Source organism: Nonomuraea terrae, assembly GCF_044465245.1.
Taxonomy (GTDB): domain Bacteria; phylum Actinomycetota; class Actinomycetes; order Streptosporangiales; family Streptosporangiaceae; genus Nonomuraea; species Nonomuraea terrae.
On the sequence record NZ_JBITLL010000004.1, the window covers coordinates 805,782 to 819,318 of the forward strand.

The 13,537-nt window shown below is 71.3% G+C and carries 15 protein-coding genes; 10 read left to right on the forward strand and 5 right to left on the reverse strand.

The window, feature by feature from the left end:
* The first annotated feature begins 79 nt into the window (after nucleotides 1–79).
* The 5 genes from ACIBP6_RS21970 to ACIBP6_RS21990 all read left to right on the forward strand — a co-directional run bounded on the left by ACIBP6_RS21970 (nucleotide 80) and on the right by ACIBP6_RS21990 (nucleotide 4,244).
* Nucleotides 80–502, forward strand: a complete 423-nt coding sequence (locus tag ACIBP6_RS21970) for a hypothetical protein (protein WP_397054797.1) — start codon at nucleotides 80–82, stop codon at nucleotides 500–502.
* Nucleotides 503–1,295: 793 nt separating this feature from the next.
* On the forward strand, nucleotides 1,296–2,210 hold the full coding sequence (locus ACIBP6_RS21975; RefSeq protein WP_397054799.1) for a metal ABC transporter substrate-binding protein: 915 nt from the start codon (nucleotides 1,296–1,298) through the stop codon (nucleotides 2,208–2,210).
* Complete coding sequence (locus ACIBP6_RS21980; protein WP_397054801.1) at nucleotides 2,207–2,986, forward strand: metal ABC transporter ATP-binding protein; 780 nt, start codon at nucleotides 2,207–2,209, stop codon at nucleotides 2,984–2,986. The genes ACIBP6_RS21975 and ACIBP6_RS21980 overlap by 4 nt, the downstream gene beginning before the upstream one ends.
* A complete protein-coding gene (locus ACIBP6_RS21985) occupies nucleotides 2,986–3,858 on the forward strand; it encodes a metal ABC transporter permease (protein ID WP_397055382.1) in 873 nt (290 codons plus the stop codon). Before ACIBP6_RS21980 ends, ACIBP6_RS21985 begins: the two co-directional genes overlap by 1 nt.
* Entirely contained in the window at nucleotides 3,855–4,244 is a 390-nt protein-coding gene (locus tag ACIBP6_RS21990; protein WP_397054803.1) for a Fur family transcriptional regulator, read from the forward strand. Before ACIBP6_RS21985 ends, ACIBP6_RS21990 begins: the two co-directional genes overlap by 4 nt.
* Here the strand turns inward: ACIBP6_RS21990 and ACIBP6_RS21995 are convergent.
* Nucleotides 4,184–5,101: a DMT family transporter gene (locus tag ACIBP6_RS21995; RefSeq protein ID WP_397054805.1), complete on the reverse strand. Its 918-nt coding sequence runs from the start codon at nucleotides 5,099–5,101 to the stop codon at nucleotides 4,184–4,186. The two genes, ACIBP6_RS21990 and ACIBP6_RS21995, sit on opposite strands and share 61 nt — an antisense overlap.
* A 70-nt stretch (nucleotides 5,102–5,171) precedes the next feature.
* On the opposite strand from ACIBP6_RS21995, the gene ACIBP6_RS22000 reads away from it, so the two are divergent.
* On the forward strand, nucleotides 5,172–5,720 hold the full coding sequence (locus ACIBP6_RS22000) for a CGNR zinc finger domain-containing protein (RefSeq protein ID WP_165969895.1): 549 nt from the start codon (nucleotides 5,172–5,174) through the stop codon (nucleotides 5,718–5,720).
* A 106-nt stretch (nucleotides 5,721–5,826) separates the two neighbouring features.
* Here ACIBP6_RS22000 and ACIBP6_RS22005 read toward each other — a convergent pair whose 3' ends face one another.
* From ACIBP6_RS22005 to recO, 3 genes are all read right to left on the reverse strand, one after another.
* The gene (locus ACIBP6_RS22005; protein WP_397054807.1) at nucleotides 5,827–6,342 is read right to left on the reverse strand and encodes a hypothetical protein; all 516 of its coding nucleotides are present in this window, start codon (nucleotides 6,340–6,342) and stop codon (nucleotides 5,827–5,829) included.
* Nucleotides 6,343–6,639: 297 nt separating this feature from the next.
* Nucleotides 6,640–7,413 carry an isoprenyl transferase gene (locus ACIBP6_RS22010; RefSeq protein WP_397054808.1) on the reverse strand — a complete coding sequence of 258 codons (774 nt, stop codon included), beginning with the start codon at nucleotides 7,411–7,413 and terminating at the stop codon, nucleotides 6,640–6,642.
* A complete protein-coding gene (gene recO, locus ACIBP6_RS22015; RefSeq protein ID WP_397054810.1) occupies nucleotides 7,410–8,144 on the reverse strand; it encodes a DNA repair protein RecO in 735 nt (244 codons plus the stop codon). Before recO ends, ACIBP6_RS22010 begins: the two co-directional genes overlap by 4 nt.
* A 151-nt stretch (nucleotides 8,145–8,295) precedes the next feature.
* Between recO and ACIBP6_RS22020 the strand changes: the two genes are divergently transcribed.
* The 4 genes from ACIBP6_RS22020 (at nucleotide 8,296) to ACIBP6_RS22035 (ending at nucleotide 12,309) form a co-directional block, all read left to right on the forward strand.
* On the forward strand, nucleotides 8,296–9,834 hold the full coding sequence (locus tag ACIBP6_RS22020) for a CDP-alcohol phosphatidyltransferase family protein (RefSeq protein WP_397054812.1): 1,539 nt from the start codon (nucleotides 8,296–8,298) through the stop codon (nucleotides 9,832–9,834).
* Nucleotides 9,831–10,547 carry a DUF5941 domain-containing protein gene (locus tag ACIBP6_RS22025; RefSeq protein WP_397054814.1) on the forward strand — a complete coding sequence of 239 codons (717 nt, stop codon included), beginning with the start codon at nucleotides 9,831–9,833 and terminating at the stop codon, nucleotides 10,545–10,547. Before ACIBP6_RS22020 ends, ACIBP6_RS22025 begins: the two co-directional genes overlap by 4 nt.
* A gap of 153 nt (nucleotides 10,548–10,700) precedes the next feature.
* On the forward strand, nucleotides 10,701–11,558 hold the full coding sequence (locus ACIBP6_RS22030; protein ID WP_397054816.1) for a hypothetical protein: 858 nt from the start codon (nucleotides 10,701–10,703) through the stop codon (nucleotides 11,556–11,558).
* A complete protein-coding gene (locus ACIBP6_RS22035; RefSeq protein ID WP_397054818.1) occupies nucleotides 11,551–12,309 on the forward strand; it encodes a hypothetical protein in 759 nt (252 codons plus the stop codon). The genes ACIBP6_RS22030 and ACIBP6_RS22035 overlap by 8 nt, the downstream gene beginning before the upstream one ends.
* A gap of 4 nt (nucleotides 12,310–12,313) precedes the next feature.
* Here ACIBP6_RS22035 and ACIBP6_RS22040 read toward each other — a convergent pair whose 3' ends face one another.
* A complete protein-coding gene (locus ACIBP6_RS22040; RefSeq protein WP_397054820.1) occupies nucleotides 12,314–13,486 on the reverse strand; it encodes a hypothetical protein in 1,173 nt (390 codons plus the stop codon).
* Between the last annotated feature and the right edge of the window lie 51 nt (nucleotides 13,487–13,537).

Here is a 13,537-nt window from a genome sequence, read left to right on the forward strand (position 1 = left end):
CCGGAATACCGTACATTGTATGCGGAATGGAGGGGATCATGAGCTATGGCCGCCTGACCATGGCCCCGACAGACTCACGATGATCGGCACCAACACTGTGGACTCCTGCGACCGCACCTGCCACGCGCCCAGCGTGGCAGGGCTTTCCGCCGTCTTCGGCACCTCGTCCCACCAGAAGACCGAGGACGCCGACGGCATCATGACGTGGGGCTCGGCGGCCGGCCATCTCCACCGACCGGGACTCGGCATGAGCGCGGACATCCTGACCGCCCACGCCGCGACCCGGGAAAGCGAGCGCGCCACGGCGGGCTCCGAGAAGCTCAAGGAGTCGGTCGGGCCTTGGACGCCCGCCGTGGCCGAATCCCTGACCGGCGCACCCGCGAAGGCCATCCGCGAGCCGGCCCAAGAAGGACTGACACACATCGGGTTCCCGAAGGGGAACGCGGTGCACGACTACACCGGTGAACGGCGCCTGCGCGAAAGCGCCGTCACGGTCGCGTAAGACGTCACCTCGGGCGTCGGCAACGGCTCTGCCGACGCATGATCACCGGGGTGATGACGGGATGCCGATCGGCGCGCCGGGCCCCCAGCCGCCGACCGGCATCCCTATTTATGGGCCTCGCTCCGCGAGGCCGGCTCGGTCGCCTCGAATGCCGCCGCCTTCCCCCGCTCCGGTCGCTTCGCTCCCTCCGCTCCTCCAGGCGACGGCAGCTCCCTCGCGATTCCAACCGGCCTGAAGTCGTGAGACGGCCTCCTCCGCCAGAACGCTCACCACGTACGCCCGCGTAAGACGGCCAGCACCACCTACGCCCCCCTACGGGCAGTACCAACGTTCGCCCCCCGAAAGACGGGCCAGCCCCGCACCGTCCAGCCAGCGTGTGGGACAGGTCCCGTGCCGGCATCCACGCGGTCTCCGCTCGTGAGGCGGGTTGGGTCACCCGTGAGGCGGGTCGACGTCCCCGTGCGAGGGCCGGCTGGTCACATCACCCGCTCAACTCTCCGCGAGGACGCCCCGGCACCGGCACCCGTGCACGGGCCCGGCCCCGGGAAGCGGTGACCAGACGGGGGGTCAGCATCCGCCCGCACCTCATCGTGAGGCGGGGTCGCTGCTCACCGCCGCTGCACCCACGTTCGACCCCGCCTGCGAAGTGGGGCGGCTGGGGGCAATACCGTCATGCGTGGATGGGCTCGGGGCGCAGCGGATTTTGACAATCGTTTTCATTTCGGCGCATACTGGTCGCATGATGTCAGGATTTCCCCGGGCTTGTGCCGCTCGTTCATTGGCTGGAACCGCTGTGCTGGCGGCTGCGTTGGCGACCGCCGCCTGCGGGAGCGGCTCCACCCAGACCACCGCCGCCGCGACCGGGAAGCCGGAGGTTGTCGCCGCCTTCTACCCCTTGCAGTGGCTGAGCGAGCAGGTCGGGGGATCCGACGCCCAGGTGACGGTGCTGACCGCGCCGGGGGTCGAGCCGCACGACCTCGAGTTGGGCATCAAGCAGGTCACCGACGTCAAGAACGCCGCCCTCACCGTCTACATCAAGGGCATCCAGCCGGCCGTCGACGACGCCGTCGAGCCCGACAAGAGCTTCGACGCCGCCACCGCCGTCACCACGCTCCCCGCCGGCGAGCACGAGGAGCACGCCGAGCACGAGGAGCACGCCGGGGAGAGCGAGGAGGAGCACGCCGAGCACGCGGACGTCTCCTACGACCCGCACATCTGGCTCGACCCCTCCCGCCTGGCCACCGTCGCCACCAAGCTGGGCGAGCGCATGGCCGCCGCCGACCCCGCGCACGCCCAGGGCTACCGCGACCGCGCCGCCAAGACGGCAGCCACCCTCACCGGCCTCGACCAGGAGCTCAGCCAGGGGCTGAGCACGTGCCGGTCGAAGACGCTGGTCACCGCGCACGAGGCGTTCGGTTACCTGGCCGACCGCTACAAGCTCAAGCAGGTCGGCATCACGCTCGACCCCGAGATGGAGCCGTCGCCCGCGCGCCTGTCCGAGGTGGCCAAGCTGGCCAGGTCCGAGGGCGTCACCACGGTCTTCACCGAGTCGCTGGTCAGCCCGAAGGTGGCCGAGGTGCTGGCGAGCCAGGTCGGCGCGAAGACGGCCGTGCTCGACCCGCTGGAGAGCAAGCCCTCCGGAGATTACGTCTCGGCGATGCGCGATAACCTCAAAACCCTACAAACAGCACTGGGGTGTACGGCATGAGCGAAACGGCCTTCTCGATGACCGGCGGCCGGGTCTCCTTCGACGGCAAACCCGTCCTGCAGGGGATCGACCTGACCGTCAGCTCCGGGGAGGTCGTGGCCCTGCTCGGGGCCAACGGGTCGGGCAAGTCCACGCTGGTGCGCGCGCTGCTCGGCCTCACACCGCTGGGCGGCGGGCGGACTCTCCTGTACGGCGTCCCGCCGGCGAAGTTCCGTGACTGGTGGCGCATCGGCTACGTGCCGCAGCGCCTCCAGGTGGGCGGCGGCGTGCCGGCGACCGTGCGCGAGGTGGTCGCCTCCGGCCGGATCGCCCGCCAGAGCCGCCTGCGCCGCACGAGCACGACGGACAGGTCCGCCGTCGCCCGGGCGCTGGAGGCCGTACGGCTGACCGGGCGGGCGAACGACCCCGTCCAGTCGTTGTCCGGGGGCCAGCAGCAGCGGGTGCTCATCGCCCGCGCGCTGGCCGGAGAGCCCGACACGTACGTGATGGACGAGCCCACCGCCGGGGTGGACGCCGAGACGCAGCAGCTGCTGGCCGACACGCTGTCCGGCCTGGTGCTCAGCGGCAAGACGGTGGTGCTGGTGGCCCACGAGCTGGGCCCGCTGGAGCCGATCATCACGCGCGGCGTACTGATCCGCGAGGGGCGGGTCGTGCACGACGGGCCGCCACCGCGCCCCGAGGGGGAGTGCGCGCGGCCGGGGCACGACCACCAGCACGCGCACGCGGTGGAGTCCGTCGCCGGGCCGCTGACCGGCTGGCAGGGGGAACCAAGGTGATCATCGAACTGCTGCAGGAGCAGCTCTTCCAGCTCGCGCTCGTCGCGGCGCTGCTGGTCGGGCTCTGCGCGCCCGCCGTCGGCACGTTCATCGTGCAGCGCCGGCTGGCGCTGCTCGGCGACGGCATCGGGCACGTGGCGCTGACCGGCGTGGCGCTGGGCTTCCTGACCGGCACCACTCCCGTGCTCACCGCCGTGATCGTCTCCGTCATCGGCGCCGTCGCCATCGAGCTGGTCAGGGCTCGTGGCCGTACGAGCGGCGACGTGGCGCTGGCGCTGCTGTTCTACGGCGGCATCGCGGGCGGCGTCATGCTCATGGCCATCGCGCCGGGCGGCAGCAACGCCAAGCTCAACTCCTACCTGTTCGGCGCCATCGCCAGCGTCACGCCCGAGGACATCTGGGTCATCGCCGCGCTGGCCGTCGCGGTGGTCGGGATCGTCGTGGTGTTCGGCAGGGAGTTGTTCGTGCTCTGCCAGGACGAGGAGATGGCCAGGGCGAGCGGGCTGCCGGTACGCTTCCTGAGCCTGCTGATCGCCGTCACGGCCGCGCTCACCGTGGTCATCGCCATGCGGGTGGTCGGCCTGCTGCTGGTCAGCGCGCTCATGGTGATCCCGGTGGCCACCAGCCAGCAGCTCACCCGCGGATTCCGTACGACAATGGGGCTGGCCATGCTGTTCGGGGTGCTCGCCTCCGTGGGCGGGCTGCTCGCCTCCACCTTCTCCACGAAGGTCCCGCCGGGCGCCGCGATCGTGCTTCTTGCGCTCGCGGGCTTCGTCCTGGCCCTCGGAGTCGGTAAATTCGTACGGCGAGGCCGGACCCAGGAGTCTTCCGTGACAGATCGACCACAGCTGCGCGTCGAGGAGGTCGCATGACAACGAGGCGCGACGCCGTCCACGACACCCTCCGCAAGAGCGAGGGTTTCCGCAGCGCGCAGGACGTCTATGCCGAGATGCGCCTGCACGGCGCCAAGATCGGCCTGACCACCGTCTACCGCGCCCTGCAGGCGCTGGCCGACGGCGGCCAGGTCGACGTGCTGCGCACCGACGACGGCGAGTCCGTCTACCGCGCGTGCGCGACCGGCTCGCACCACCACCACCTGGTGTGCCGCCACTGCGGCCGCACCGTCGAGGTGGCGGGGCCGGCCGTCGAGCGCTGGGCCGAGTTGGTGGGCAGCGAACACGGCTTCACCGAGATCACTCACACCGTCGAGGTCTTCGGCACCTGCGCGTCCTGCTCGGCGACGGCCAAGGCGGTCTGAGGGCGGCGCGAGCCGTACAGCACTCCGAGGACGACCACGGCGCAGCCGGCGAGCTGCAGCGGCGAGGGGCGCTCCCCGAGGGCCAACGCGGAGAGCGCCACGGTCGTCAGGGGCTGCACGAGCAGCAGCAGCGCGGTGAGCGCCGCGGGCTGCCTCGGCAGCGAGAAGGCGATCAGCGACCACCCCACCACCTGCGGGCCCAGCGCGAGCAGCAGCAGCCACCCGTGAGCCGGCCACTCCGGCACGAAGTCGGCGCCGCCGAACACCGGGCTGAGCAGCGCGATGACGATCGTCGCCACCACGGTCGCGTGCGCCAGCGGCCCGGCCCCGCGCCCCGATCCGCTCTTCATCAGCAGCAGGAACGCCGCGTACGACACCGACGTCGCCACCCCGGCCAGCACCCCCATCGTGGGGTCGCTGCCGTAGGCGGCGCTGTCGAACACCCCGGAGATCAGCACGACCCCGGCGAACACCACCGGAGTGCCGACCATCAGCCGGGACGACGGCCGCTCCTTGAACAACGCCCACGCGGCGAACGCCACGATGAACACCTGCAGGTTGCCCAGCACCGTCGCCAGGCCCGCGCCCACATATTCGATCGCGTGGTGCCAGAACAGCAGGTCGAGCGCGAACGTCACGCCGGCCGCCCAGGCCGGGACGAGCGCCTTTCGTGGCATCGGCCCCAGCCGGCGCCGCTCCAGCCAGGCCAGCAGCACGATCGGCGGCACGGCGTACGCGCAGCGGAACAACGCCGAGGTCGCGGGCGCTACATCGGACAGCCGGACCAGCGGGCCGGAGGTCGAGATGATGAGTGCGCCGGCCACCGCGATCAGCACGATACGCCGATGTGCACTCACGGAAACCCCCCGACCCACGCGCACGAGATACGCTGCGATCACGCTAGAACCCGGCGCGACAGGAGTCAACATGCCGTTTGGCCATGACATGGTGCATTCCCTGGCCACCGTTGTCGAACTGGTCAACACCTCGCCCGCCACCGGAGGCGACGAGGGGCTGCCCAGCCTGGCCGAATTGCAGGCGTTCGTGGAGTCCCGCCAGGTCAGCGGGGTCCACACGCTCACGCCGCGCGACCTCGGCCAGGTGCGGATGGTGCGCGAGGCGTTCCACCGGGTCTTCACCGCCCCCGACCAGCCGACGGCCGTACGCACCCTCAACGCCCTGCTGGCCGGCACGCGCATCACACCCCGGCTGACCGAGCACGACGGGCATCCGCTGCACGTCCACTACTTCGCGGCCGACGCGTCGCTGGCCGAGCACGTGGCGGCCGACTGCGGGGTGGCGCTGGCCCACCTGCTGGTGGAGGGCGAGGTGGAGCGCCTGCGCACGTGCTCGGCGCCCGACTGCGAACGCGTCTTCGTCGACGAGTCACGCAACCGCTCCCGCGTCTACTGCGACAGCCGTACGTGCGGCAACCGCATGCACGTGGCCGCCTACCGCGCCCGCCGCCGCGCCTGACAGCACCCGCCTGACACCGGGCGCGCTTTCTTCGGATGCGAAAGGGCCGGCCCGGGGTTGCCCGGGCCGGCCCTTTTCGTTCAGACGTCAGTGACTGTTCAACCGGTCAGCGACCGGAGTGGCCGTCGTGGTCGTCACCGTGGCCGTCGTGGTCGCCGTGACCGTTGCCGTGGTCGTGCTGGCCGTGGTCCCTGCCATGGTCACGGCCGTGGTCCCGACCGCGCTCCCAACCGCGCTCCCAACCGCGGTCGGATCCGTGGTGGCCGCGGGGCCGGTGGCCGGGGAAGAAGTCGTGGCGGTACAGGTCGTGGCGGCGGGCGTACGACGCCGACACGGCCTTCCACTTGCCGCCGCTCCACCGGTAGAAGCGGTGGCCGTCATAGCGGTAGCGCTCGCTGTGGTCGAAGCTGTACCAGTCCCCGTGGCCGCTGTAGCGGAACCACCAGCGCTGGCCGTCCCAACGCTGGGCGGCGCTGTCGTGCCGGACGACCTGCTGGCCGACGGCGACGTTCTGCCCCGTGGTCGTCGTCGCCGACGCGGCTCCCGCGCCGGCGAAGAAAATGCCCCCCGTGACCGCCAGAGTCGCGGCAGCCGTGGTCAAACGCATAACGATCTTACTCATGATCGTGTGTTCCCCTTGGTACGCCTGCCGCTCTGAGGCTCTGGATGCTCCAGAGCGACCGGCGTGGTTGCTGTGTTACATCGGCGTTAACCAGCCACGTGGGGCGAATAATCCCAATCATCCCATGATGTGACTTATGTCGCGGATGTGGCCCAACACCAAGAAAGCGTCATCGCGGACGGCATGACCGTGCACGGCATACCCGGAGGAGCTCCTGACATGCCTGGACATCGTCCAGGCGCGGCCCAGCCATGTCACCGAGCGCCCGGCCCTCCAGGACGCTCGACCGCCGCGTGGCTAGACCTGGTTGGGGAGCGCGCCGCCGTAGCGGCGGTCGCGCTTGGCGTAGATCTCGCACGCCTCCCACAGGTCGCGGCGGTCGAAGTCGGGCCAGAGCCGGTTGAGGAACACCATCTCGGCGTACGCCGACTGCCACAGCAGGAAGTTGGAGATGCGCTGCTCCCCCGACGAGCGCAGGAACAGGTCGACGGGCGGGATCTCGGGCTCGTCGAGATAGCGGGAGAACACCTTCTCGTCGACCCGCGACGGTCTGACCCGCCCGGCCGCGATGTCCTCGGCCAGCTTGAGCGCGGCCTGCACGATCTCGGCCTGGCCGCCGTAGTTGACGCAGAACTGCAACGTCAGCTTGGTGTTGGAGACGGTCATCTCCTCGGCCGTCTGCAGCTCGCTGATCACGCTCTTCCACAACCGCCCGGGCCGGCCCGCCCAGCGCACGCGTACGCCCATGGCGTTGAGCTCGTCGCGGCGGCGGCGGATGACGTCGCGGTTGAAGCCCATGAGGAAGCGCACCTCTTCGGGCGAGCGCTTCCAGTTCTCCGTGGAGAACGCGTAGGCGCTGAGGTAGGGGATGCCGAGCTCCAGGGCCCCTCCGATGACGTCGAAGAGCGAGGACTCGCCCGCCTTGTGCCCCTCGGTTCGGGGCAGCCCGCGCGCCTTGGCCCAGCGGCCGTTGCCGTCCATGACGATGGCGACGTGGCGGGGCACCAGCTCCCGGGGAATGGGTGGCGGCGTCGCCCCCGACGGGTGCGGGGACGGAGGACGTACGTTCACACGGGCTCCCTTTCGACGTGACGGAGAGAGCGTATGCCGTGCTCCAGATGCCACTGCAGGTAGGCCGCCACCAAGCCGCTGCACTCGCTGCGATGGCGCTGCTCGGAGGCGTCGGCCGTGGCCCAGTCGCCACGCAGCAGCGCCGTCATGAGCCCGATCGTCTCCCCCGCCGGCACGACCGCGCCGGCGGGTTTGCAGGCCCCGCACACCACGCCCCCGGCCACGATGGCGAACGCCCTGATCGCCGGCGCCTGGCACTTGGCGCACGCCTCCAGCGCGGGGGCGTAGCCGGCCACGGCCAGCGAGCGCAGGAAGTAGGCGTCGAGGACCAGCCTGGCCTCGTGGCCGCGGTCGGCGAGCGTGCGCAGCCCGCCCACCAGCAGCAGGAACTGCCGCAGCGCGGGTTCCTTCTCGCCATGGGTCAGCCGGTCGGCGGTCTCGAGCATCGCGGTGCCGGCGGTGTAGCGGGGATAGTCGGCGGCCAGCGCCTCCCCGTAAGGTCTGATCGTCTCCGCCTGCGTGACGACGTCGAGCGTGCGGCCGGTGTGCAGCTGCAGGTCGACGTGCGTGAACGGCTCCAGCCTGGCCCCGAAGCGCGAAGTGGTGCGGCGCACGCCCTTCGCCACCGCACGGATCTTGCCGGTGCGCCTGGCGAGGATGGTGACGATGCGGTCGGCCTCACCGAGCTTCTGCGTGCGCAGGACCACGCCTTCGTCACGGTAGAGACTCACCCGAACATCTTACGGCCGCCCCCTATACCGGCGGACCGGACGTTACGGGCATCCTCCAGTGACACGACTTTACGTCCTTCTCACTAGACTTTGACCCCTGTCCCCGCATTACCCGTTGTTCAACCCCCCGCTACCGCCTCGAAAGGGAGTCATGACCCGCGTGGTCCTGCTGGGCGCCTCGCCCGGCCCCGACATCTCTCCGACTGGCCTGAGGCTGGCCGCACTGCCCGGCAACCCCACCGTGGCCGAGCGGCTGCACAGCCAGCTCGCCGCCATGGATCCTCGCTTCGCCACGATCCCCTCGGGTGACGTGGCCGCGGCTCTGCGCGCCGTGGCCGACGTGGCCGACTCCGCGACGGAGAACCTCTTCATCATCCCCGAGAACTCCGTCGTCCACGACGAGCTGATGTACCAGATCACCAAGACCAAGCGCGGTGCTCTGGCGCTCGTCGCCAAAGAGCCACGCCCTCAGGCGACCGAGGAGGCGGACGAGGACAGCGACCAGGACGAGAGCCAGGTCGAGCGCATCCCCGTCGACGAGGCCGAGCCCGAGATCGGGCACAATCGCGTCGAGGGGCTGCCCGTACGCGTCCGCATCGGGAAGTCGGGGCGCGTCGTGTCGGTCGGCACCGCCACTCACGCCGTGACCCGGCCCAACGGCATCGTGCTCGGCCCGCTCCACGTCAGCGCCCGCAACGCGCCCGTCCTGGCCGAGACCTGCCGCGCGCTGGCCGACATGGCCGACCGCTTCGGCCCCGACGACGACCTGGTGCAGCTCATCGTGTTCGGCCTGGTGCGCAACGGCGTGTCGGTCGGCATCCGCGGCCGCCGCGACCTGTTCTACCGCCGGGTCACCACCCAGGAGGAGGTCAACGAGGCCGGCGCCGAGATCGTCGGCATCGACGAGGACCGCGCCCGGCTCAACCACGCGGTCAAGGGCGCCGACGGCTTCTTCACCACGTTCTTCGTCTCCACCTACTCCCGGTTCATCGCCCGCTGGGCGGCCCGGCGCGGGCTGACGCCCAACCAGGTGACGCTGATCTCGATCGCGCTGGGCGTGGCCGCCGCGGCGTGCTTCGCCACCGGCGACCGGCCGTGGATGATCCTCGGCGGTGTGCTGATCTACTTCGCGTTCGTCTTCGACTGCGTCGACGGGCAGGTCGCCCGCTACGCCCGCAAGTTCGGCGTGCTGGGGGCCTGGCTCGACGCGACGTTCGACCGGTTCAAGGAGTACGTCGTCTTCGCCGGCCTGGCCGTCGGCTGGGTGGTCTCCGGCAACGGCGACGACATCTGGATCCTGGCCCTGGCCGCGCTCAGCCTGCAGTCGGTGCGCCACCTGCTCGACTTCTCCTTCGGCATCGCCAACCGCCGCAAGCCCCCCGCCAAGCTGCCGACGATCCCGCTCGACGATCCCGACGACCGCGAGCTGCGTCAGGCGCTCGTCCGCCGGAAGGCCGAGCGCACCCAGGGCCTGCGCGCCGTGCTCAAGATGTGGGGCAGGGCCGGCAGGTTCAGGGCCGTCCACTGGGCGCGCAAGATGATCGTGTTCCCCATCGGCGAGCGGTTCGCGGCCATCGCGATCACCGCCGCCCTCTTCGACGCCCGGATCACCTTCATCACCCTGGTGGTCTGGGGCTCCGTCGCCGCCCTCTACACCCTCACCGGACGCCTCATGAGGTCGCTCGTATGATCACCCACCCCCAGGCCATGGCCACCCCCACCCCGGACCCTGACGAGGAGCGCCGCCGCATCCAGACCGCCCGCCTCCTCGCCTATCGGGACGACGGCCCCCTCGCCCATGTCCTGGCCGGCAAGATCGGCGCCGGCCTGCCCCCCATGCCCGCCGCGCTCGTGGCCCTGCTGGCCGTGGTCGCCGTCACGGTGGCCGGCCTGCTGGAGCCGGGGCCCATGCTGCTCGTGCCGGTGGCGATCATGCTGCTGCTCGTGCTGCCCACGACGCCGCGCGACCACCTCGGCCGCCTCGACTGGCTCACCCCGCCGCTGCTGCGCGGCGCGGAGTTCTTCACCATCATCGCGGTCGGCCTGGAGGCCGAGGCGCCGAAGTGGCTGCTGTTCGTGCTCGTCTACGTCGTCGGCTACCACACCTACGACACCGTCTACCGGACCCGGCAGAGCATCTGGCCGCCCGCCTGGGTGTTCCACGCGGGTCTCGGATGGGAGCTGCGGCTGCTGATCATCGGTCTCGGTGCGGCGTTCGACGTGCTGACGCCGGTGCTGGCCGTGCTGACGGCGTACCTGTTCGTGCTGTTCGCCGTGGAGAGCGTGACGAGCTGGGTGCGCCTGGACAAGGCGTCCGCCCAGGCCGGCGCCGACGCCGAGCAGGACCTGGAGGCCTCCCCCGAAGAGGCCATGGAGCAGGCCAAAAGCGACGAGAAGGGCTGAGTCTCCGCTTCCTCACCCTTGCGGCGCCGCACTCCCCGTGCGGCGCCGCTTCGTGTTTTCGGGCATCGGTACGCCGTTCGCTGCTGATTCGACCGCCTAGGCTGGATTTCAGGGACATGTGAGCCGGGTGCCGGTCGGAGCCAGGAGACGCGGATGGCGTTCTTGTCGCGGCTGTTCAATCGGGGCGACCCGCTGGCCGAGCGGGAGGAGGCCCGCCGTCAGGGGAGGAAGGACGCCCGCAGCCACCCGCTGGGCGAGTTCACGGACCCGGATTTCCAGCCCGCGTACGTGACCGAGATCCGCGCCCGGGCCCGCGAGCAGATCACCGAGGTGGACCGGCGGCTGGCCGCGCGGCGTACGGCGCTGCTGGAGCGGGCACTGCGCGAGCGGGAGGTGATCCTGCGCGAGCTGGGCCGCAGCGACACCCGCCCCCAGCCGGCCGGGTACGCCAACGGGCACGACGCGAACGGTGACGAGTTCATCTCGATCGCGGAGGCCAGGACGCGGCGGGCGGAGGCGCGGCGGCGGGCCGTGGTCGAGGAGTCGAACGCCGGCGTGCAGGGCGCCAGGGCCCGGCTGGAGCACCTGACCCAGGAGTGGGAGAACGCGCTGGCCGAGCGCGACCACGAGGTGGAGGCGGTGCACGCCAGGGCCGAGCAGCTCATCGCGGCGTACAAGAGCGGGGTGCTGCAGGCCCATCCGCGGCGGGAGGAGATCCCGTCGTTGTGGAAGGGCGAGGTGATCGCGGTCGACGCCCCGGGCGGCGGCGCGGCGGCCGGCCCGGGCCGCGAGGAGATCGCGCGGATCTTACGTGAGGTGGAGCAGCGCATCGAGGTGTGGCACGCGGAGGTCATGCCCGCGCACCCCCGCGCCCAACTCACCGCACCCGACCACGAAGCCTCCGGACAGGCCACTGAAGACGGCCCGGAAAGGGGCCCGGAAAAGGGCCCCGAAGACGGCTCCGAAGAGGGCGACGACGCTCCTGCGACGAGGAAGGCGGACGATGCCTGAGGACAGCGACATCGGCGCCGGCAAGCCGGCGCCGGCCGGGTTGGGGCGGCGGGTCGGGGCAGTGGCGGGGGCGATGACGCTGGTCCTCTCCGGGGTCGTGGCGTGCGGGACGGAGTCGGGCGCCGTCTGCGGCGTGATCGTCGACTCCACCAGCTACGCCGACCCCGCCACCTCCAGGAACGACGTCACCTCCAAGCTGCCCGCCTTCACCCGCGGCTGCGACTGGATCGGCTTCGCGGCCGTCACCGGCAGCTCCGAGAGCAGCACCTGCCGTCAGGACCCCGTCCCGATCGCCGCCACCCCGGCCGAGAACCCCAACGACAACCCCGTCGTGGAGGAGCGTGTCAGGGAGCACCGCATCTCGCAGGTGCTGCCGAGGGCCGTCCAGCTGTTCGACTGTCCGACGGAGGGGGAGGGCTCGGACGTGCTCGGCGCGCTGCGCTACCTGGCCAAGCAGCTCACCGCGCAACGCCGGCCGGACATGCCGCACCAGATCGTCGTCTTCAGCGACCTGATCAACAACCGCGGCGACCTCGACGTCAACCGCCTGGACCTCACCGAGGACGCCCGCCGCCAGAAGATCCAGCAGCTGCGCGAGGCCCGCCTGCTGCCGGACATGACCGGCTACACCGTGACCGTCCACGGCTTCCTGCGCGGACGGACGGCGAGCCCCGACCGTTTCCCGCAGCTGGAGGCGTTCTGGCGGGAGGCGTTCGAGGCGGCCGGCGCCGGCACGGTCGACCTGCTGTGAAGCCTCAGGACCGGGTACGGCGGCGCAGCACGATGCGCTCGGCCCAGCTCGCCGCCTCGGGGTCCTTCAGCCCTTCCACCACTCCCCCGAGGTAGGCGGTCGCGAGGCTGTCGAACCCGCTGTCGAGCTGCCGCAGCCGCCCGGCCCGCCGCCGGTCCGCGCCCTGGAGGTACTGGGCGATGCTCTCGGCGTATCCCGCGTCGGCCTGGTAGGCGACCTGGGCGGCGGCGCACGCCTCGGCCTCGGCGTCGCGTTTGGCGCGCAGCTCGAACAGGCGGCGGTCGTTCGGGTTGTGCATGCGGCGGCCGAGGTCGGCGGCGATGAGCGCGGTGGCGATCAGCAAAGCCAGCAGCAGCACCATCGTGGGCAGCCGGCCGACGCCTTCCGAGGCCGGCCCGATCGCCTGCCCGTCGACCACGAGGGGCCGGACGAGGGCGTCCCGGCGCAGCACCGCGACCGCGAGGATGAGCCCGAGCCAGACCAGCGCGACGCCGATGAGCAGCCAGCGGCCCTTGGCCGGGCTGCCGTTCTCCTGCCAGGAGCGGAACGCCCGCCCGTACATGTGCGGGGCGACCAGCATGACGAGGGCGGCGCCGGCGGCCAGCAGGGCGGTCATCGCGACGCTGTCGCCCCAGCTCAGGATGACCTGGTAGAGGATGGGCACCTCGACGATCACCAGGAGGGTCAGCAGGAGCGCGGCGGGTAACCAGCGGCGCACGGCGGGCCAGTGCCCGCCCGTGATCGCGATGGAGCTGGGGCGGCCGTCGCCGGGCCGCCTGCTGGGCTGCTCCAGCTCGGCGACCCGCCGCCGGCTGTCCTCCAGAGCCTTCCTGGCCTCTCCGAACGTGCGCTGCGACTCCGCCAGGCGGATCCTCTGGCTCTCGAACGCGGCCCGCGCCCGCTGGATCTCCTGCTCGGTGAGCTCCTCGATCCTGGCCATCTCCGCCAGGCGCTCGTCCTCCAGCTCGTGGAAGCGCGGCACGCTGCCGGTCTGCAGGGTGAGCGTGTCGATCTGGCCCTCGGCGGCGTGAGAGCGGCCGAGCTCGCGTTCCTCGCGGCGGCGCTGCGCCCAGTCGGGCAGGCGGTAGAGGTCTCCGTCGTACGCGACGGCGGGCGCGATCCTGGTGACCTCGTCGCCGGGATCGGTGGGAGTGTCGTGTTCGCGGAAGAAACGCATCTGCCCTCCCCGGGTCCTGCCTTCGATGCTAAGCCGGGGACCCGCCGTGCC